The following is a 22,901-nucleotide window of genomic DNA, read 5'->3' on the forward strand; positions in this document are numbered from 1 at the left end:
TCTGTTTTGCGTAAGTCCTGGTTATAAAAGAAGCCATTTAGGGAACAATAAGTTTAAATCAAGTCCAGGAAATTATTAGCTATGAGAGTTAGACCTTTTATATTTATGTTAACAACTGGGTTATTAACTCCAGGGATTATGCTAACAGCAATATTTCTATGGAGTCTCGGTGCAATAGCTCAAGTCACATCTGATGGTACTACCAATACCACTGTCAACTCAATTAATAATGATTTTACTATTCTTAACGGCATTGAAAAAGGTCATAACTTATTCCATAGCTTTAGTAATTTTTCTATACCTACAGGTGGTTCAGCAAAATTTGATTTAAACAATACGCCCAATATTACAACTATATTTAGTCGGGTAACAGGTGGAACTGTTTCCCATATTGATGGCTTGATGCAAACTCTCAACGGTAATCATCCAGTCAGTTTATTTTTAATGAATCCAGCAGGGATTGTATTTGGTGAAAATGCCAAGTTGGATATCAGCGGGTCCTTTGTAGGAACAACGGCAAATAGTATTAAATTTGCTGATGGTGTAGATTTTAGCGCTGAGAATGCTTCAGGTAGCCCCTTATTGACTATGAGTATACCTGTGGGTTTACAGATGGGAAGTAATCCCGGTGCAATCAACGTCCAGAATAGCGGACATAGTTTAACATTCCTGATTCACCCTTTGATCTCTTCTCCAGATCGCAGCAACAATCCGCTGGGGTTAAGCGTTAACTCTGACAATACCCTGGCATTAGTAGGAGGAGAAATCGCTTTAGATGGTGGCGTTTTAAATGCACCTTCTGGACATATTGAACTTGGTAGCGTTAGTAATGGCACAGTTAATCTCAACACCTCATTTCCTATTTGGAGTTTTGATTATGGCAATCTCCAGCAATTTGGTAATATTCAGCTTTCCCATCAATCCCTGACTGATGCTAGTGGTACTCCTGCGGGTTCTATTCATTTCCAAGGTCGAAATATTAGCTTGAATGATGCTTCTGCGGCCTTATTAGTTAATCAAGGAAGTGGTAATGCCGGCGATATCAGCGTTAATGCGAGTGGATCGTTAACACTGGGGGGCATTGGCACTAATGGATTTCCACAAAGTCTGTTACGTGCTGATAACTTCGGCAATGCTGGAGGGGGTAATATCATAGTTTCTGCCTCACAGTTATTCCTCCAAGATGGGGGCGCACTTCATGGAATCAATTTTGGTCAAGGTGCAGGAAGTAATATCTCTGTCGAAATTGGAGATTTGCTTCAGATTGTGGGACTATCACCGATTAGCGGATTTGCTAGTTCACTGAACACAATTACCAGAGGTTCTGGGAAAAGTGGTGATATTCGAGTAGTTACCAGCAAATTACAGGTTTTAGATGGTGCTGTAATCGGCAATTCTCCCTGGGGAAATGGCGCAGGAGGTAATACCACTATTGATGCTTCTGACTTCATCGAAGTGATCGGAGAAAACTCACAAAATATGGCTGCAAGTGTAATAGTAGCAGGCACGTTTAGCCAAGCAAATGCAGGTCACTTAACTATTAACACCCCTAAACTAAGCTTGCGAGATGGAGGAGGTATAGTTGCCTCTACCGTAAATAGTGGCAATGGCGGAGATTTATCCATCAATGTTTCAGATAAAGTTGAAGTCAGTGGAGTCGGTAGTACTTCTGGTCTTCCTAGTCGAATTGGTGCTAGGGGAGAATTGCTTGCACTACCCATTCGACAACTATTTGGATTACCAGATGTGATCACAGGTAATACAGGCAAACTCATCCTCAATACCTCGCATTTGGAGATTACAGACGGGGCGATTGTCGGGGTTGATCATCAAGGTGTCGGCGATGCTGGAAAACTTGAAATTAATGCGGGTTCAATCCAACTCGACAATGGTGGTAGTCTTACTGCCGCGACGGCTGAGGGTGAAGGTGGTAACATTTTTATCCAAGCAAACGACTTGATCATGCGTCATGGTAGTTCACTTGTTACTAATGCAGGTGGTATTGGTAATGGAGGCAACATCACCATCAACGCCCCCATCATTCTGGGATTAGAAAATAGTGATATCGTCGCCAATGCAGTCCAAGGTAATGGCGGTAATATTAACATCACGACCCAAGGCATATTCGGGTTAAAATACCGCAACGAACTCACTTCGGAAAACGATATTACAGCAAGTTCTCAATTTGGTGTGAATGGTACGGTAGATATTCATAATATTGGCGTTGATCCCAATTCCGGTTTAGTGGAGTTACCAGAGGATGTGACAGACTCATCACAACAAATAGCTACAGGTTGTTCTCATAATACTGGCAGCAGTTTTGTCGCCACAGGACGGGGTGGAATACCGCAAAATCCCACTCAACAGGCAAGGAATGATGTCTACAACTGGCTACGCTTAGGCTCTTGGACTGATATCCGTGATATCTCTGTATATAATGGCAAGAGCGCAGTTACAGCCCAAATAACCCCATCGACCAAATCTCTGATCTCAGCTACTTCTTGGCATCGTAATGCGATCGGTAAAATTGAGTTAATCGCAGATAAATCTCCCATGCAGGTGCAACAATCATTAACCTGTGCTGCGGCTTCTAAAAGTTAGTCATGTTATGAAAAAGGCCTTTATAGGGAACAATAAGTTTAAATTAAGTCCAGGAAATTATTAGCCATGAGAGTTAGACCCTTTCTATTGATGTTAACAACTGGGTTATTAACTCCAGGAATGATGCTCACAGCGATATTTCTATGGAGTCTCGGTGCGATGGCAAAGCCAACCGTAGGTATGGCTCAAGTCACATCTGATGGGACAACTAACACCATTGTTAACCCAAGTGGTAATAATTTCAATATCCTGAATGGCATTGAAAAAGGTAATAACTTATTTCACAGCTTTAGTAATTTCTCAGTACCTACAGGTGGTTCAGCAACCTTTGATTTAAGCAATACGCCCAACATTACAACCATATTTAGTCGGGTGACAGGTGGAAATATTTCCCATATTGATGGATTGATTCAGACTCTCAACGGTAATCATCCTGCTAGTTTATTTTTGATGAATCCCAACGGAATTATATTTGGTGACAATGCCAGCTTGAATATTAGTGGGTCGTTTGTGGGGACGACAGCAAATAGTATTAAATTTGCCGATGGCACAGAATTTAGTGCAGTGAATACGAATAATTCACCATTGTTAACGATGAGCGTACCCATTGGTTTGCAATTAGGTGATTCTAGCAGTCAGATTCAGGTGCAGGGTCAAGGCAATGATAGCATTGTGCCTACAAGTAACTTGGGAATAGTAGCTTCTCCGGGAAAAACCATCGCCTTAGTTGGAGGAGATGTCACCTTTACGGGCGGTGTGATTACTGCCCTTGCAGGTCGAATTGAAGTGGGTGCGGTGGGTAGTGGGACTGTAAATTTGACTCCCACACCCGCAGGATGGCAATTAGGTTATGCACAAATTGAAAATTTTCGAGATATAAAATTTACGGGGCGTTCTTCTCTATGGAATCCCGATCCTGTAGGCAATCCTTTTGGGGGTATTCAAGTCGTAGGGCGAGATATCACCTTGGATCAATCCCAACTTGCTGCTGCCACAGTAGGAACTGGGCAAGGTGGTAATATTACAGTGAATGCAGAGCGATCGCTCTTTCTGGGTGGTGTAAATCCTTCTGCTCAAGCTCCCAGCGCCTGGATTGTCAATCAGGTGACTCCAGGAGCAACTGGAAATGGGGGAGCAATAAACATTAAAGCTGGTAATTTGACTTTACAAGATGGTGCAGGCATTGAAACCCTCAGTTTAGGTGCAGGAGACGCAGGTAAAGTGGAAGTGGTAGCAGATACCATTGCTGTTAATGGTGTCGTTGCTCTGCAATCTCCTTTCTTCTTCTCTACTAATATTAATAGCCGTATCGCCAGTCAAATCTATGGAGCGGGAAATGGGGGAGATGTTGCCCTGGTAGCTCGAAAACTCATACTGGAAGATGGTGCTTCAGTCAGAACAACCGTATCTCCTGGAGCAACTGGACGGGGTGGAAATATTTCGGTTGATGGTGCAGATGAGATTTATGCCTTGGGATTGAATCCCATTGGGTCTCAGCCCAGTGGTATTAATGCTCTCACATTTGGGATTGGGAATAGTGGCAATATCAGGGTTTCTTCAGATAAATTAAATCTCATTGATGGGGGAACAATTAGCACCATTACTTCTCGCTTGTCGGGCATACCTGGTACAGGAATTGGCAATGCTGGAGATATTACATTAGTTGTAGGAGAAGCTATCAATTTAGTCGGAGTGTCACCCATTTCTGCCTCCCAAAACAGCTTTATTGGCAGTCTCAGCACTGGCTCTGGTAATACTGGCAATGTCTTAATAACGACACCAATACTATCTATCCAAGATGGTGCTACCTTGGGAGTGATTACTGTACCAGTGATTGGTGGACTTGGAGATCCTAACCAGGTCAGTAATCTGGGAAGCAATGGCGCTGTTACTTTAAATGTAAGCGATCGCTTAATCATTAGCGGTATCAATCCTATAAGTGGCAGCAGTAGTACTTTAAATAGCGTCAACTATAGCAGTGCCAAACCTGGAGATGTCACCATCACAACCAATCAATTACTCGTTCTTAATGGTGGGATCATCAGTAACTCGACTGTGGGAACTGGTGATGCTGGGACTTTGACAATCCAAGCCAATGACATTCTAATAGATGGTGAAAATAATTTTGCAGTGATCATTGCTAATGCCTCCCTTTTAGATGCCATTAATCGTGACTTGTTTAAGCTTCCAGACTCTCCCACCGGTAACACAGGTGTTATCAACATCAATACTCAGCAATTAACCATACGTAATCGAGGTGTTATCAGCGTCACTCATCAAGGTATTGGTAATGCAGGAGAGTTAAAAATCCAAGCTGACCGATTATTTTTAGATACTGGAGCAATTAATGCAACTACGGCATCTGGAAAAGGCGGTAACATCAATCTAGCATTAACAAATATACTTTTGAGTCGTAATGAAAGTCAAATTAATGTCGAGGCAGGTAGTAATGGTAATGGTGGCAATATCAACATCAACGCTCCGGTGATTGTTGGGTTTGAAAACAGCGATATCATTGCCAACGCTTTGAATGGTGATGGTGGCAATATCAACATTACTACTCAAGGCATCTTTGGCTTAAAATTCCGCGACCAACTTACCCTAGAAAGTGATATTACAGCTAGTTCCCAATTTGGCATTAGTGGTACAGTAGATATTAATAATATTGGAGTTGACCCCAATTCTGGTTTAGTGAAATTACCAGAAAATGTGACAGACACATCACAACAAATAGCTATGGGATGTGCAGACACGAGTGGTAGTAGTTTTGTGGCTACAGGACGAGGGGGAATACCGCAAAATCCTAATCAAAAGATAGAGAACGATATCTACGACTGGCTGCGCTTAGGCTCTTGGTCTGATATTCGGGACATCTCTGCATATCGTGGAAATAGCGCAATTACAGCCCAAATACCCCAATCTCCACAAAATCTTGTCCCAGCTACTTCTTGGCATCGTAATGCGCTCGGCAAAATAGAATTACTAGCCGATCAATCTTCTACTCAAGTCCAACAAACCTTAACCTGTACTGCCATTCCTAAAAGTTCATGACTACCTCTAAGTTTGTTATTAAAAATACAAAATTGGGAAACCTATATATAGGTAGTTAAAAATGGGGGTGAGGCGATGAAAGTTATTTGTACTTGGTTGACTTTAATGAGTGGAATGTTGTTAACATCTGGGATTTGCAGCAATTGGGTTAATGCTCAAGTAATTCCCGATGGTACCGTCAAAACTACCGTCTCCCAAAATGATCATAACTTCACCATTACCAATGGCGATCGCGTCGGCAATAATTTATTTCATAGCTTCAGTCAGTTTTCCATTCCTAGCCAAGGTTCTGCATTCTTCAACAACGCTTTAGATATCCAAAATATTTTTAGTCGGGTCACAGGAGGTAATACTTCCTACATTGATGGTTCAATCAGTGCTAATGGGAGTGCCAATTTATTCCTACTCAACCCAGCCGGCATAATTTTTGGGCAAAATGCCAGCTTAAATATTGGTGGTTCATTTGTCGCCACAACTGCCAAGAGTATAAAATTTGCTGATGGAACGGAATTTAGTATAAATAACCTTGATACGTCCTCATTGTTAACAATGAGTGTGCCAATTGGCTTACAGATGGGGCAACATCCAGGAAAAATTACTGTTAATAACACTGGACACCGTTTGATTGAAGGAAATAACATCCCGCTAGAAATCGGAAACACTCCCAATGGCTTGCAAGTTCCTGTAGGAAAAACACTAGCACTCTTGGGGGGAGAGATTATTTTAGATGGTGGGATTTTGAATGCTTCTGCTGGTCATCTAGAACTTGGTAGTGGCGCAGATGGAACGATTAACTTGAGTATAGTATCTCCTGACTGGAATTTTGACTACAGAAATCTACAAAAGTATGGCGATATTAGATTTTCGAGTCAAGCTCTTGTGAACACCAGTGGTTTATCTGGAGGTTCGATTCACCTCCAAGGGAGAAATATTAGTATTAATCAAGGTTCTGCAATTTTGTCAATTAACCAGGGAAATCAATTGGCTCGGAAAATTCAGGTTGATGCCACTGATTCCTTGACAATGCAAGCCGTTGGGAACTATGGATTTACCCAAAGTCTAGTGGGGACAAATGCGATCGCCGGCACTGGTGGTAACGTTATCATTACTGCACCTCAATTAATACTCCAAGATGGCGCAAAAATTAATGCTCATACTTTTGCAGAGGGAATAGCAGGAAATATCGTCGTCCAGGCAGATTCCATCCAACTCATTGGGTTTTCCCCCTTGAAACCCGGTACTACTCGTAGTGGTATCATGTCAGAAACCTATGGCAGAGGACGAGCCGGTGATATTCAAGTCACAACACGACACCTAAAAATGCAAGATGGCGGTTCGATTACAGGGGCAAGTTTTGGTAGCGGCTCAACTGGAAACGTTAGTGTCAATGCTGCTGATTTCATTGAATTGCAAGGAGAAACACCCATTAGCTTCAGTGCTAGCTTAATCGGAACTGTCAGCTTTAACAGAGGTGATGGGGGAGACGTGACAGTGAATACACCGCAATTGAGCATACGCAAAGGAGCAGGTGTTTCAGCCTCCACCTTGGGTCAAGGTAATGCTGGAACTTTACGAGTCAATGTTTCCCAAAAAATTAGTGTTAGTGGAGTCAGTGAGGCATCAGGTAAAACTGCCAATGTCAGTGCTAGCGCCCCAGTTCTACCTTTATCCTTTCAGAAAGCTTTTGGACTGTCTGCTCTGCCTACAGGGAATTCAGGCGACCTGATGATTAATACACCACACTTAGAAATTACAGATGGTGGACAGGTACGGGTCGATCATCAAGGAGTGGGTAATGCGGGGAGTCTCTACATTAATGCTGAAACCATCAACCTCAATCGCTCTGGAAAAATTTTGGCTAGTACAAATTCAGGACAAGGAGGCGGAATTAATCTCCAAACAGATACCTTAATTTTGCGTCAGGGTAGTAATATTACTGCCACAGCAGGCAATATGGGCAATGGTGGCAACATCAGCATCAACTCTCCGATTATTGTGGGATTAGAAGACAGTGATATCATTGCTAACGCATTTCTTGGTCAGGGCGGTAATATTCAGATTAACACTCAAGGTATTTTTGGGCTACAGTACCGCGATCGCCTGACTCCAGAAAACGACATCACTGCCAGTTCCCAATTTGGTCTCAGTGGTACGGTTCAAGTTAATACAGTTGATGTTGACCCCAGTTCTGGTTTAGTAGAACTACCAACAAATGTAACTGACCCATCCCAACAAATAGCTACAGGTTGTGCCAATAATACTGGTAGTAGTTTTGTGGCGACGGGACGGGGTGGAATACCTCAAAATCCTAATCAAGAAATCAAGAGCGATATCTACGACGGACTACACCTAAACACTTGGTCGGATATCCGGGACATATCTGCATATCGTGGAAATAGTGCATCAGCCCAAATACCCGAATCTTCAAGAACTTTGATTTCAGCTACTTCTTGGCATCGTAATGCGATCGGTAAAATTGAGTTAATTGCAGATAAATCTCCCATGCAGATGCAACCATCATTAACCTGTGCTGCCGTTACTAAAAGTTAGTCATGTTATAAAAATGCCTATTTGGGGAACAATAAGTTAGTACCGAATTCAGGAAATGGTTAGCTATGAGAGTTAGACCTTTTATATTTATGTTAAGAACTGGGTTATTAACTCCAGGGATCATGCTAACAGCGATACTTCTTTGGAGTTGCGGTGCAATAGCTCAAGTCACATCTGATGGTACTACCAATACCACTGTCAACTCAATTAATAATGATTTTACTATTCTTAACGGCATGGAAAAAGGTCATAACTTATTCCATAGTTTTAGTAATTTTTCTATACCTACACGTGGTTCAGCAACCTTTGATTTAACCAATACACCAAATATTACAACTATATTTAGTCGAGTTACAGGTGGCAATATTTCTCATATTGATGGCTTGATTCAAACTCTCAACAGTAATAATCCAGTCAGTTTATTTTTGATGAATCCGAATGGAATTGTATTTGGGTCAAATTCCAAGTTGGATATCAGCGGGTCATTTGTGGGTACAACAGCCAATAGCATCAAATTTGCGGATGGGTTCGCATTTAATGCCACCGATGCCACAACGCCCCCTTTATTAACTATGAGCGCACCCGTTGGGCTGCAACTTGGAGCCAATGCCGGAACAATTCGCACCCAAGGAACACCAGCACTCAATTTCCTTTTTCGCCCCTCGCAAATCTTCAAGGCTCAAACAGTGGCATTAGTGGGTAGTGAAATCGACATCAATCAGACCAACCTTGCCAATCGAGATGGAAGAGTTGAATTATGGGCATTGCAGAATGCTGAAGTTGGGTTGAATAATCAAGCCGGATTGCAACTAACTAGCCCCACTTCTGCTGACTGGGGAACAATTACGCTCAGACAAGCCTCGCTGATTGATACTAGTGGGATAAATGGCGGAGCAATTAACATTCGAGGGCGCGGTTTGACACTTCAGGAGGGTTCAGGAATTTCTTCTGGTACAGAAGCATTTGGACAAGGACAAGGTATCACCGTCAAAACCACGGAATTTATAGATTTGTTAGGAGTCTCTGCCCCTGAGAATTATGAAACTCCTGGATTATTGACTAGTGTATTTGGAACCGGGGCAAAGGCGGGAGATATTACCGTCGAGACTGAACGGTTACGGATTGCGAATGGAGCTTGGTTGCAGTCCATCAATAATGGCTTTACTTCCACTTTTTCCCCCATCAACGATGCTAGTACTGGAAATATTACCGTTCATGCTAAAGATGTGGAAGTAAACGGATACAACCCATTTGGCATTCCTTTCAATGGTATTCTTGTTTTTAGACCTAGCGCTATTACTACCTTGGTAAGTGGTGGTAATAATAATAATAGTGGCAGTATCACCATTGAAGCTGATCGAGTTCATTTGCTCAATGGAGGTCACATTAGTACTGATTTACTCGGCTTCAGCTTTTTTGGTATTGAGTTTATCGCCACTGGTAAGTCTGGGGACATCTCAATCAAAGCTGTGGAAAGTCTCGAAATTAAAGGAGCTACACCTAATAACTTTACTAGTGCTGTGATCAGCTCTATTCAACTTTTTGCAGCTGGTCAAGGTGGCAACATCACTATTAATACTGGATATTTGCAACTAGCGGAAGGCGGGACTGTCTCTAGTGGGCTATCAGGTGCTGGTAAAGCTGGAAATATAGAGATTTATGCCCAGAATGTAGAGGTTAGCGACCCAGTATTCGATACTATTAATAATGCAGTCAGTGGCATTACAGTTGCTGTGGCTGATAGTGCTGTCGGAGAAGGAGGAAATATTACTCTGAAGAGCGATCGCTTGCGGGTATTCAACGGTGGACAAATTACTTCATCAAGCTTGGGTCAAGGTGCTGCGGGGAGTATTAACCTGCAAGTTAAAAATATTGATGTAGAAGGAATTTCCCAAACCATAGTTAATGGTCGTCAACTGCCCAGTGCGATCGCGGCATCTTCTGCTACTAGTTTTGCTGCGGGGTCTGTAAAGATTAAAGAATCTGACACTGTAAGCATTCGCAATGGTGCAGAAATTACTGTTAGTAATACTAAAACTGGAGACGCGGGAGATATAGATATTAACGCTGACAAGATTTTCCTCGATAATGGCGCAAATCTGCGTTCTGAAGTGAATGGAGGTGGTCTGGGTAATATTGAGTTGCAAGCAAATGATGTTCTACTACTGCGACATGGCAGCAATATTACCACCAATGCTAGTGGTACCTCAACAGGGGGAAATATTGACATTAATGCCGGATTTATTATTGCCCTTGCTGATGAAAATAGCGATATTGTTGCCAATGCGGTATTAGGAAGTGGTGGAAATATCCAGATTGCCACTCAAGGTATCTTTGGCTTGGACTTTCGTCCCCAAATCACAGCAAAAAGTGATATCACCGCCAGTTCGCAATTTGGACTCAGTGGTACTGTTCAAGTCAATACTGTCGGGCTTGATCCCAGTTCTGGTTTAGTGGAATTACCAGAAAATGTGACAGACCCATCCCAACAAATAGCTACAGGTTGTGCCAATAATACTGGCAGCAGTTTTATAGCGACGGGACGAGGTGGGATACCACAAAATCCTAATCAAGAAATCAGGAGCAATGTCTACGATGGTCTACACCTAAACACTTGGTCTGATATTCGGGACATCTCTGCATATCGTGGAAATAGTACAGTTACACCAGAAATTACCCAATCGAGCGAATTTCCAATCCAAGCTACCTCTTGGCATCGTAATGCGATCGGTAAAATTGAGTTAGTTGCAGCTAAATCTCCTACTCAAGTCCAACAACCATTAACCTGTGCTGCCATTCCTAAAAGTTCATGACACCCTCTATTTTGTTAGTACAAATACAAATTTGGGAAACCTATATATAGGTAGTTAAAAATGGGGGTGAGGTGATGAAAGTTATTTGTACTTGGTTGACTTTAATCAGTGGAATATTAACATCTGGGATTTGCAGCAGTTGGGTTAACGCTCAAGTAATTCCCGATGGTACCCTTAAAACTACCGTCTCCCAAAATGATAATAACTTCACCATTACCAATGGCGATCGCGTCGGCAATAATTTATTTCATAGCTTCAGTCAATTTTCCATTCCTAGCCAAGGTTCTGCATTCTTCAACAACGCTTCAGATATCCAAAATATTTTTAGTCGTGTAACTGGCGGTAGTGTTTCCAATATTGATGGCTTAATTCAAGCCAATGGTAGCGCTAATTTATTTTTGCTCAATCCCAGTGGAATTATCTTTGGACAAAATGCCAGCTTGAATATTGGTGGTTCATTTGTAGCTACTACCGCCGAAAGTATCAAATTTGCGGACGGGTTTAAGTTTAGCGCTAAAAATCCACTGGATTCACCTTTACTCACCTTGAGCGTGCCAATTGGCTTGCAAATGGGCAGCAATCCTAGTGCAATTAACATTTATGGGGCAAAATTAGAAGTTCAAACACAAAAGACATTTGCACTGGTTGGAAGTAACTTAACTTTTGACCAGAATAAAATTACTGCTGCCGATGGCAGAGTTGAATTAGCGAGTGTTGCAGCAAATAATAACGTGGGACTGTCTGCAAACAGTGCTGGATTTAGCTTAGATTTCCAGACTGCGAATCAGTTCCAAAATATGAACTTTACTAACGCAGCCAAGGTTGATACAAGTGGAAACCAAGGTGGTGCGATCGCTCTCCACGGGCAAAAAATTACCCTATCTGGTTCTTCAACTATCACCTCCCACACCCTAGGAACAACCTCAGGACAAGGCATTCTTGTCAAAGCCGGAGAGTCTCTGGAACTAATTGGTAAGGAAGCCCTTTCTAACACTGCAATTGCCGCTTACTCCCAAGCAACAGCCAGTGGAAGAGGTGGTGATGTGACAATCGAAACACCCGTTCTCAATGTTTTAAATGGCGCACAAATTAACACCCGTGCTTATGGAACTGGAGATTCGGGCGATATTACCGTCAAGGCTACAACTGTCAATATAATTGGAGAAGCGATCTATGCACCTACAAAGCAGCGATTTAGTGTAAGTACCCTAGCATCTAATACAATAAATGGTTCTCAAGGTCGGGGTGGTAATGTCACAATTGATGCTACACAGGTCAACATTCAAGACGGGGCTGAAATACGTTCTACCGCCAGAGGAACTGGTGATGGTGGTAATATCATCGTCACAGCACAAAACTTAAGTGTGACAGGTGAAACTGCAACAGGTGAACCTGCATTTTTAACGGGGATGAGTACTAGCATCCGTGAAAATGCCACAGGCAGGGGTGGAGATATAATTCTCAACGTAGAGAAACTAGAGGTTTTGAATGGCCCTGGTATTCGCACTGGTACTTATGGTGAAGGTGCATCAGGTAACATTATTGTTAATGCGGAAGAAGCAACTTTGGGTGGCAGTTCGTCAACTGGAGTAGCAACGCGATTTTTTGCATCAACAAACGGTAACTACAATTTCTCTACTAATGAACTGATTAGTTTAGGTGCGGGGCAAGGTGGCAACATTACTTTTAATGTTGGTAAGCTCAACTTACTTGATGGAGGACGAATTTCCACCTCAACTGAAACCTACGGTAAAGCCGGAAATATTTCCATTCAAGCCAATTCCATCAATATTGCAGGTGTCAGTAAAGTCCCAGATAGCGAACTGCTTTACTCACTTGATGCCACTGGTCCGAGTGGTTTATATGCCTCTTCTACAGGCCCTGGTGCTGCGGGTTCGGTACATCTGACCACAGAAAATTTGAATTTGAGCGATCGCAGTGAAATTGTAGTTAGCGGCAAAGGTACAGGAAATGCCGGTAATATGCTCATTCAAACTCATCATATGAAGTTGGATGGAACTAGCAAACTTCGTTCTGAAGCTAATGCAGGCAACCAAGGTAATATTGTCATGAGCCTCAATACTTTGTTACTACGGCAAGGCAGTACTATCACTGCTAATGCCAGTGGAAGTTCCAGCGGTGGTAATATTACGATTAATGCACCCATTATTCTAGGGTGGGAAAACAGTGACATCATTGCTAATGCCATCAAAGGAAGAGGTGGCAATATTCAAATTACAACTCAGGGGCTTTTTGGATTGAAGTTCCGTAATCAACTTACCTCTGACAGTGATATCACAGCTAGTTCGGAATATGGTATCAGTGGCAATGTTCAAGTTAATAACATTGGAGTCGATCCCAATTCTGGTTTAGTGGAATTACCAGAAAATGTGACAGACACATCACAACAAATAGCTACAGGTTGTTCTATTAATACTGGCAGCAGTTTTATTGCCACTGGCAGGGGTGGAATACCACAAAATCCTAATCAAGAAGTAATCAGCAATGTCTACGACGGGCTACACCTAAACACTTGGTCTGATATTCGGGACATCTCTGCATATCGTGGAAAGAGCGCAGTTACAGCCCAAATACCCCCATCGACAAAATCTCTGATCTCAGCTACTTCTTGGCGACGTAATGCGATCGGCAAAATTGAGTTAGTTGCAGACAAATCTCCCATTCGGATGCAACCATCATTAACCTGTGCTGTCGTTCCTAAAAGTTCATGACTACCTCTAATTTTGTTATTAAAAATACAAATTTGGGAAACCTATATATAGGTAGTTAAAAATGGGGGTGAGGTGATGAAAGTTATTTGTACTTGGTTGACTTTAATCAGTGGAATATTAACATCTGGGATTTGCAGCAGTTGGGTTAACGCTCAAGTAATTCCCGATGGTACCCTTAAAACTACCGTCTCCCAAAATGATAATAACTTCACCATTACCAATGGCGATCGCGTCGGCAATAATTTATTTCATAGCTTCAGTCAGTTTTCCATTCCTAGCCAAGGCTCTGTATTCTTCAACAACGCTTCAGATATCCAAAATATTTTTAGTCGTGTAACTGGCGGTAGTGTTTCCCATATTGATGGTTTAATTCAAGCCAATGGTAGCGCTAATTTATTTTTGCTCAATCCCAGTGGAATTATCTTTGGACAAAATGCCAGCTTGAATATTGGTGGTTCATTTGTAGCTACTACCGCCGAAAGTATCAAATTTGCTGATGGAGTCGAATTTAGTACAATTAATCTTGGTGCGCCACCATTATTAACCATGAGTGTGCCAGTGGGGCTGCAAACAGGCCAAAATCCAGGAGCGATCGCTGTTCAAGGTACAGGGTATAGCTTAAATATTGCTAGTATTCTGTCTCCAATTATTCGCACTCCTAGTCTCACAAAAATTCAGGTACAAGCCGGAAAAACTCTGGCTTTGGTGGGTGGTAATCTCAATCTGAATGGAGCAACCTTAACTGCTGAAACAGGTCATATTGAGTTGGGTAGTTTGGGTAGCTCAGAACTAGTTGACCTGATATCAACTACTCAAGGTTATACGCTGGGGTATGGGAAGGTACACAATTTTAGGGATATTCAAGTCACCCAAAAATCCCTACTAGATGTTAGTGGAGTGAATGCTGGTTCTGTTCAGGTGCAAGGTAAGCAGATTCAATTTAGCGATCATTCACTATTACTGGCACAAAATCATGGTAATCTCCCTGGAGGCGATTTGCATCTTCAGGCAGTAGAAAGCATACATCTGACTGATGCAGTGAGTGGGGTTCGGAGTGAAACTTGGAGCCAGGGAACTGGTAGCAATATCAATGTTATTACCCCCAAACTCAATCTCTATGAAGGAGGGATATTAAGTAGTAATACTTATGGTGTGTCTAACAGTGGGAATATTCAAGTTAATGCCAAAAATATAGAGATATCTGGCTTATCGCCCCTCAATGCCACTGGCAGTTTTATTAACACCAGTACCTTTGGTTCTGGCAATGCAGGTAATATTTCTGCCAATGGTGATAGTTTACTTGTATCCTATGGTGGCGGACTATCTTCTGTATCGCGGGGTATTGGTTCTAGTGGTGAAGTTATGATTCGCAACCTAGATACCACTGTGCAGAGTAGTAATAGCTCTCCCTTCGGCACAAGAATTACCTCCGTCACATTCAACGTCGGCAATGCTAAAACCTTAACCCTAGATACCGCTAGGTTAAAAGTGATAGATGGCGGATCAATAGGCACAAGTTCATATTTTATTGGTCATGCCGGAGATGTGAGGATCAATGCTACGGAATTTATTGAAGTTAAGGGTCGCAATCCGTTAACACCGAGTGCCATTAGTTCCTCTGCCCTCATTCTTAGCCCGGTATTGCGTAACTTATTTGGGCTAACAGAATATATACTGTCTGCCGATGGTGGTACGATGAACATTACGACACCAAGCCTCATCTTAAAGGATAGTGGCACTGTAACTGTTACCAATGAAGGTAGTGGCAATGGTGGCAGTCTCAAGATTAACGCCAATAACATCGAATTAAGCAATCAAGCTTTCATCGAGGCCAGGACAGCATCTGGTAATGGTGGCAACATCGACTTACAAGTGGGGAATTTGTTGCTGCTGCGCGATAATAGCCAAATTACCTCGACCGCAGGCGGTAATGGTAAAGGGGGAAATATCAACATTAATGCGCCAATTATTACTGGTTTAGAAAATAGTGATATCCTCGCCAATGCTGTGCAAGGAGAAGGTGGCAATATTGCCATTACCACTCAAGGCATTATTGGTCTAGAATACCGTAACACCCTCAGTCCTAGAGAAGACAGCACCAATGACATTACTGCTAGTTCTCAGTTCAATGTTAATGGTACTGTGCAAATTAATAATTTTGGTATTGACCCCAATTCCGGTTTAGTGGAATTACCTGAAAATGTAGCCGACTCATCCCAACAAATAGCTACAGGATGTGCAGAGACGAGTGGTAGTAGTTTTGTGGCTACAGGACGAGGAGGAATACCCCAAAATCCGACTCAGGATGTGAAGAAAGATGTCTACGATTGGCTACGCCTAAACACTTGGACTGATATCCGCGACATCTCTGCATATCGTGGAAATAGCGCAATTACAACCCAAGTACCCGAATCGCCAAAATCTCTGATCTCAGCTACTTCTTGGCATCGTAATGCCCAAGGAAAAATACAATTACTAGCGGATAAATCTCCTACTCAAGTACAACAAAGCTTAACCTGTGCGGCTATTCCTAAAAGTTAATCATGTTATAAAAGTGCCTAATTAGGGAACAATTAAGTTGAAATCAAGTCTAGGAAATTGTTAGCTATGAGAGTCAAACCCTTTTTATTAATCTTCACAACTGGGTTATTAACTCCAAGGATCATGCTAACAGCAATATTTCTATGGAGTTGCGGTGCGTTGGCAAAGCCAACCGTAGGTATTGCTCAGGTAACATCCGATGGAACAAGCAACACCATTGTCAATCCAAGTGGCAATAATTTTAATATTCTTAACGGGATTGATAAAGGTAATAATTTATTTCATAGTTTTAGTAATTTCTCTATACCTACAGGTAGTTCAGCAACTTTTGATTTAACCAATACGGCCCAATATTACAACCATATTTAGTCGAGTTACAGGTGGAAATATTTCCCATATTGATGGCTTGATTCAAACTCTCCACAGCAATAATCCAGTCAGTTTGTTTTTGATGAATCCTAACGGAATTGTGTTTGGTGAAAATGCCTCGTTGAATATTGGCGGGTCATTTGTGGGGACGACAGCAAATAGTATTAAATTTGCCGATGGCACAGAATTTAGTGCTATAAATCCAACTCAATCACCGTTGTTGACGATGAGTGTACCTGTGGGTTTGCAGATGGGAAGTAATGCGGGAGAGATAAAAGTTCAAGGTACACCTGCCAACAATTTCATGTTTCGGACACCGACATTATCGATCGCACCAAATCAAACCCTGGCGCTGATTGGGGGACAAGTGGATATCAATAATGCCAACATTTCTGCGCCGGATAGCCGTGTGGAATTGTGGGCGATGCAAAATGGTACAGTGAATATACCCACCTCTGGTAACTGGCAATTGGCGAGTTCATCCCCATCGCCAACATGGGGCAATATTACCCTGCAACAATCCTCCTATATCAATACGAGTGGGGCGATTGGGGGTGCGATCAACATCCGGGGGCGGGGGTTGACCCTTCAAGATGGCTCAAATATAGAATCTTCCACTGGCGCGAATGGTCAAGGACAGGGTATCAATGTCCAAACTACAGAATTTGTAGATTTACTGGGTGTTTCTCATCCCGATAATGTTAATTTTCCAGGTTTAACCACCAGTGTAAAAGGAAGTGGAGCAACTGCCGGAAATACCACGATTAATACTCAACGATTACGCCTTGCCAATGGAGGATGGATAAACTCCTCTAACCTTGGTATTGACTTTTCGACTTTCATGCCTATCAACAATGCCAAAACAGGGGACATCACAGTTCATGCCACCGATGTAGAAATTATTGGTTATGCGCCATTCCGCAGTCCGAATACGGGAAACTCTTTTCCAGGAACTGCAATTGGAACGCTGATTCTAGGAGGACAACAAAATGAAAGTGGTGCAATTGCGGTAGAGGCTGAACGGGTACTGCTACTAGATGGGGGACGTATCAGCACCGATTTGTTTGGTGCTTTCTCTCCTTTAACTGGCAAAGCAGGTGATATTTCCGTGACGGCAACTCAAAGCCTCGATATTCGTGGTACAAACCCTGACAATGGTACCAGTGCGATCATCAGTTCAATTCTAACCGGGGCGGTTGGTCAAGGGGGCAATGTGACAATTAACACGGGTCAACTCGCTCTCACCAACGGTGGAACCATCTCCAGTCAGATTACAGGCAGTCCAAATGCTGAGATCGCGGGTAAAGGCACAGCAGGGAATATCACGATCCAAGCCACTGATGTGCAGGTTAAGTACATGGACAGAATTAATTACACAAATAATTAACATAAAATATTCAGATATAATGAGCGTATTCTAATATTTAATAAAATGATATTTATTCGAGAAATAAACCCTCTATCCGCTAAATTATTAGAGCGGATTTATCGTCAAAGTCGACATCATCAAGTACGTCAAAGAGCGCATTGTCTAATCCTAGCACATCAAGGAGTAAAAATAGAGGAACTGATAAAAATTTTTCAAGTAAGTTACAAAACTATTTATAATTGGTTTGAGAGATGGGAATCAGAAAGCATGGTGGGATTATATAATAAATCAGGGAGGGGAGCTAAATCAAAATTCAATGCTGAACAAGAACAAAAAATTAAAGAATTAGCAAAAGACAATCCAAGGCAATTAAAACAAGTTGTTCAAAAAATCGAAGAAGAATTGGGAATTCAAACCAGTAAAAAAACAGTTAAAAGAATATTAAAAAGATTAAAAATGAGTTGGCATCGAATGCGTAGAGCGGTAGGAGGAAAGCCTGAAACTCAAGTATATCAAGAAAAAAGGGCGCAATTAGAAGAATTAGAACTATTGGATAAAAAGGGAGAAATTGATTTATATTATTTAGATGAATCGGGATTTTGTCTAATTCCTTCTGTCCCTTATGCGTGGCAAGATATCGGGGAACAATTAAATATTTTGAGTTGTCGTAGTCGGCGGTTAAATGTATTAGGAATCATGAATAAACGAAATGAACTTAAATCTTATGTTTCATATCAAACCATTAACTCTGATGTAGTTATTGCTTGTATTGATACTTTTTTTGTTACAGTAAATAAGCCAACATTTATTGTTGTAGATCAAGCATCTATTCATACTAGTGATGCTATTTTTGACAAAATTGAAGAATGGAAAGAGCGCAATATTACTATTTTTGAATTGCCTACTTATTCCCCTCATTTGAATTTAATTGAAATTTTGTGGCGATTTATTAAGTATGAATGGATTCCTATAGATGCTTACAAAGATTGGAAAACTTTTGTTGCATCCGTTGAACAAATTCTGAGAGAATTTGGAGAAAACTATGTAATTAATTTTGTCTAACTACTTAGCGATCCCGTACTTGATCTTCTTGGTGACGCTCCCAGTGGTATCACTGTAGCAATAGGGCAGAATTCCACAGGCAAGGGAGGCAATATTCGCTTGACGGCAGACAATCTGCGCGTCTTCAATGGTGGACAAATTACCTCTTCTACAGATGGCAATGGTGCGGCAGGTAATGTCAACTTACAAGTTAACAATATAACGGTAGAGGGTAATTCTCAACCCTTAACTAATGGTCGCATTCTTCCAAGTACCATTACTGCTGCTTCTACTACCACCTCTGATGCTGGTTCAGTGAATCTAGTGGCGAATCGGCTCAATGTTCTGGATCATGGGCAAATTTCAGTTAGTAATACAGGGGGTGGTAACTCAGGGAACTTGCTCATTAATGCCAAGCAAATCAAACTCGAACAAGGTGGCGGTCTGCTTTCAGAAGTTTCCGCAGGCGATCGCGGTAATATGACTCTCAATACTGATATTCTATTGATGCGTTATGGCGGTAAAATTAGTACCAATGCCACAGGTACAGCCACAGGCGGCAATATCACCATTAATGCACCGATTATTATTGGTTTAGAAAACAGCGATATTACTGCCAATGCTATTAAAGGCGCTGGTGGCAATATTGATATTCAAACTCAGGGTTTATTTGGAATAGAATTCCGCGACCAACTTACCCCGGAAAGTGATATTACCGCGAGTTCCCAATTTGGACTTAGCGGTACAGTAGACATTAATAATTTTGGCATTGACCCCAGTTCTGGTTTAGTGGAATTGCCAGAGAATGTGACAGACTCTTCCCAACAAATAGCTACAGGATGTGCAGAGACGAGTGGTAGTAGTTTTGTGGCTACAGGACGAGGGGGAATACCCCAAAATCCGACTCAGGATGTGAAGAAAGATGTCTACGACTGGCTACGCCTAAACACTTGGACTGATATCCGCGACATCTCTGCATATCGTGGAAATAGCTCAATTACAGCCCAAATACCCGAATCAACAAAATCTCTGATCTCAGCGACTTCTTGGCATCGTAACACCCAAGGCAAAATTGAATTAATTGCAGATAAATCTCCTTCACAAGTGCAACCATCATTAACCTGTGCTGCCGTTCCTAAAAGTTAATCATGTTATAAAAATGCCTATTTAGGGAACAATAAGTTTAAATCAAGTCAAGGAAATTATCTAGCTATGAGAGTAGAGTAGAGACGTTCCGGCGAAACTTCTCTACAAGGGTTTGAAGCCACGCATATTTAATTACCGGAGATGTCTATTAATGTTAACAACTGGGTTATTAACTCCAAGGATCATGCTAACAGCAATATTTCTATGGAGTTGCGGTGCGTTGGCAAAGCCGACCGTAGGTATTGCTCAGGTAATATCCGATGGCACAACTAACACCCTTGTCAATCCAAGTGGTAATAATTTTAATATTACTAATGGTATAAATAAAGGTAATAATTTATTTCACAGCTTCAATAATTTTTCTGTGCCTACTGGTGGTGCAGCGACTTTTGATTTAACCAATACGCCAAATATTACAACTATATTTAGTCGGGTTACGGGTGGCAATGTTGCCAATATTGATGGGTTAATTAGCACTATTCATGGCAATAACCCAGTCAGTTTGTTTTTGATGAATCCAGCGGGGATTGTATTTGGTCAAAATGCCAGTTTAAATATTGGCGGCTCATTTGTGGGAACGACGGCGAATAGTATTAAGTTTGCTGATGGAGTAGAGTTTAGTGCGACTAATCTCGGAGTATCGCCCCTATTGACTATGAGTATGCCAATCGGCTTACAGTTAGGTCAAAATCCAGGAGAGATTGCTGTGCAAGGGAGTGGACATCGCATCACCATCGGATTTTTTACTCCCGCAGATCGCAGCAATAATCCCATCGGGTTACAAGTTGGGGCAGGCAATACGCTAGCACTGATTGGTGGAGCCGTGAACTTCTCTGGTGGTATTGTTACCACAAATGGGGGGGGACATCTAGAAGTTGGGAGTGTTAGCGATGGGCAAGTCAAACTTAACTCTACTTCTACAGGGTTAGTTGGAGATTATTCCGCAGTCAGGCAATTCAACGATATTAATTTGGCACAACAATCTTTGGTAGATGCTAGTGGTAGTGGTGGCTCGATCCAATTACAAGGACGGAATATTAGCTTCACTGAAGGTTCTGGTGCCTTGCTGCAAAACTTTGGGCTACAACAACCTTCTCAGGGCATCACTATCAAGGCCACTGAGTCTATTAACTTAAGTGGAAATACATCCGATGGCAAATTAGGTAGCCTGATCCAAATTGATAATTTAGGCATCACGTCAACGGGGGATATCAGTCTCTTCGCCGCACAGTTATCCCTCAAAGATGGGTCACAAATCCATAACTGGACATTTACGCCAATACCTGGTGGCAATATTACAGCCAATGTTGCAGGTGCGATCGCTATCGAAGGCTTTGCCCCGACTAATCCTATCGCTTCAACTTCAATCACATCCATCACATTGAATTCCGGCAAAGCAGGTGATATTACTGTTTCCAGTGACAACTTAAGAATTCTGAATAGTGGTAGTATTAGCACTACATCCACAGGCTCAGGGCAGTCAGGAATTTTACGATTCAATGTAGCAGATTTAGTTGAGATTGCTGGCAATAACCCCTTTACAGCATTATCAAGTTCAATAATTTCATCGGCTATTAACACAGGAGATTCTGGTAGTACGTTCATCAACACATCTAGATTAGTGATTCAAGACAGTGGAATACTAGGGTCTAGCGCGGTTGCCTCAGGCGCAGCAGGTAGCGTGACAGTTAATGCTTTGGAATCCGTAGATGTTAGAGGCAGAGCCTCTGAATCGATTCTTCCTGCTCGCATTGCCTCAAGCGCCGAAATTCTCGATCCAGTTACTCAAGCTGTCTTTGGACTTCCTGCCATTCCTACCGGTAACGCAGGCTCCCTAACCATTAACACCCCATTGTTACGTGTCACAGATGGGGGATTTGTCACTGTCAAAAATGATGGACTAGGTAAAGCCGGAGATTTGCAGATTCATGCCCACTCAATTTTTCTTAACAATCAAGGCAATATCACTGCATCCACCGCTTCTGGTAATGGAGGAGATGTGGGATTAAATGTGCAAGATTATCTGTTGATGCGGAACAATAGCCTGATTTCCGTCACCGCTAAGGGGGAAGGTAATGGTGGTAACTTGTCAATTAGATCTCCTGTTATTGTTGGTTTAGAAAACAGTGACATCATTGCCAATGCAGTTCAAGGTCGTGGGGGTAGTATTCAAATTGCCACACAGGAAATAATCGGCTTACAATATCGTCCTCAAATTACTGCTGAAAATGATATTACCGCCAGTTCTCAATTTGGTATTAGCGGTACTGTGCAAATTAATAATTTTGGCATTGACCCCAGTTCTGGTTTAGTGGAATTACCTGAAAATGTAGCCGACTCATCCCAACAAATAGTTATAGGATGTGCAGAGACGAGTGGTAGTAGTTTTGTGGCTACAGGACGAGGGGGAATACCCCAAAATCCGACTCAGGATGTAAGGAAAGATGTCTACGACTGGCTACGTCTAAACACTTGGTCTGATATCCGCGACATCTCTGCATATCGTGGGAGTAGCACAGTTTCAGTCCAAGTACCTGAATCAACAAAATCTCTGATCTCAGCGACTTCTTGGCATCGTAATGCCCAAGGAAAAATAGAATTACTAGCCGATAAATATCCTACTCAAGTACAACAAACCTTAACCTGTGCGGCTATTCTTAAAAGTTAATCATGTTATAAAAATGCCTA

The 22,901-nt window shown here is 42.0% G+C and carries 8 protein-coding genes and 2 pseudogenes; all 10 read left to right on the forward strand.

Going from position 1 to position 22,901, the window contains the following annotated elements:
- Positions 1-81: 81 nt before the first annotated feature.
- The 10 genes and pseudogenes from AC012T_RS06150 to AC012T_RS06195 all read left to right on the forward strand — a co-directional run bounded on the left by AC012T_RS06150 (position 82) and on the right by AC012T_RS06195 (position 22,881).
- The gene (locus tag AC012T_RS06150; protein WP_487064024.1) at positions 82-2,601 is read left to right on the forward strand and encodes a two-partner secretion domain-containing protein; all 2,520 of its coding nucleotides are present in this window, start codon (positions 82-84) and stop codon (positions 2,599-2,601) included.
- Between the two features lie 66 nt (positions 2,602-2,667).
- On the forward strand, positions 2,668-5,652 hold the full coding sequence (locus AC012T_RS06155; protein WP_487064026.1) for a two-partner secretion domain-containing protein: 2,985 nt from the start codon (positions 2,668-2,670) through the stop codon (positions 5,650-5,652).
- A 75-nt stretch (positions 5,653-5,727) separates the two neighbouring features.
- Positions 5,728-8,202 (forward strand): two-partner secretion domain-containing protein, encoded by a 2,475-nt coding sequence (locus AC012T_RS06160; RefSeq protein WP_487064028.1) that lies wholly within the window; start codon positions 5,728-5,730, stop codon positions 8,200-8,202.
- Positions 8,203-8,267: 65 nt separating this feature from the next.
- Positions 8,268-11,015 carry a two-partner secretion domain-containing protein gene (locus AC012T_RS06165; RefSeq protein ID WP_487064030.1) on the forward strand — a complete coding sequence of 916 codons (2,748 nt, stop codon included), beginning with the start codon at positions 8,268-8,270 and terminating at the stop codon, positions 11,013-11,015.
- Positions 11,016-11,089: 74 nt separating this feature from the next.
- Positions 11,090-13,747 carry a two-partner secretion domain-containing protein gene (locus AC012T_RS06170; protein WP_487064032.1) on the forward strand — a complete coding sequence of 886 codons (2,658 nt, stop codon included), beginning with the start codon at positions 11,090-11,092 and terminating at the stop codon, positions 13,745-13,747.
- Positions 13,748-13,822: 75 nt separating this feature from the next.
- Positions 13,823-16,288, forward strand: a complete 2,466-nt coding sequence (locus AC012T_RS06175) for a two-partner secretion domain-containing protein (protein WP_487064034.1) — start codon at positions 13,823-13,825, stop codon at positions 16,286-16,288.
- Between the two features lie 66 nt (positions 16,289-16,354).
- Positions 16,355-18,008: pseudogene (locus AC012T_RS06180) on the forward strand (filamentous hemagglutinin N-terminal domain-containing protein); the annotation flags it as partial.
- A gap of 81 nt (positions 18,009-18,089) precedes the next feature.
- Positions 18,090-19,088, forward strand: coding sequence for an IS630 family transposase (locus tag AC012T_RS06185; RefSeq protein ID WP_487059958.1), 999 nt, complete (start codon positions 18,090-18,092; stop codon positions 19,086-19,088).
- Positions 19,089-19,091: 3 nt separating this feature from the next.
- Positions 19,092-20,213: pseudogene (locus tag AC012T_RS06190) on the forward strand (S-layer family protein); the annotation flags it as partial.
- A 184-nt stretch (positions 20,214-20,397) separates the two neighbouring features.
- On the forward strand, positions 20,398-22,881 hold the full coding sequence (locus AC012T_RS06195) for a two-partner secretion domain-containing protein (protein ID WP_487064036.1): 2,484 nt from the start codon (positions 20,398-20,400) through the stop codon (positions 22,879-22,881).
- Positions 22,882-22,901 lie beyond the last annotated feature (20 nt).

This window comes from Anabaena sp. EIM26, from assembly GCF_057568715.1.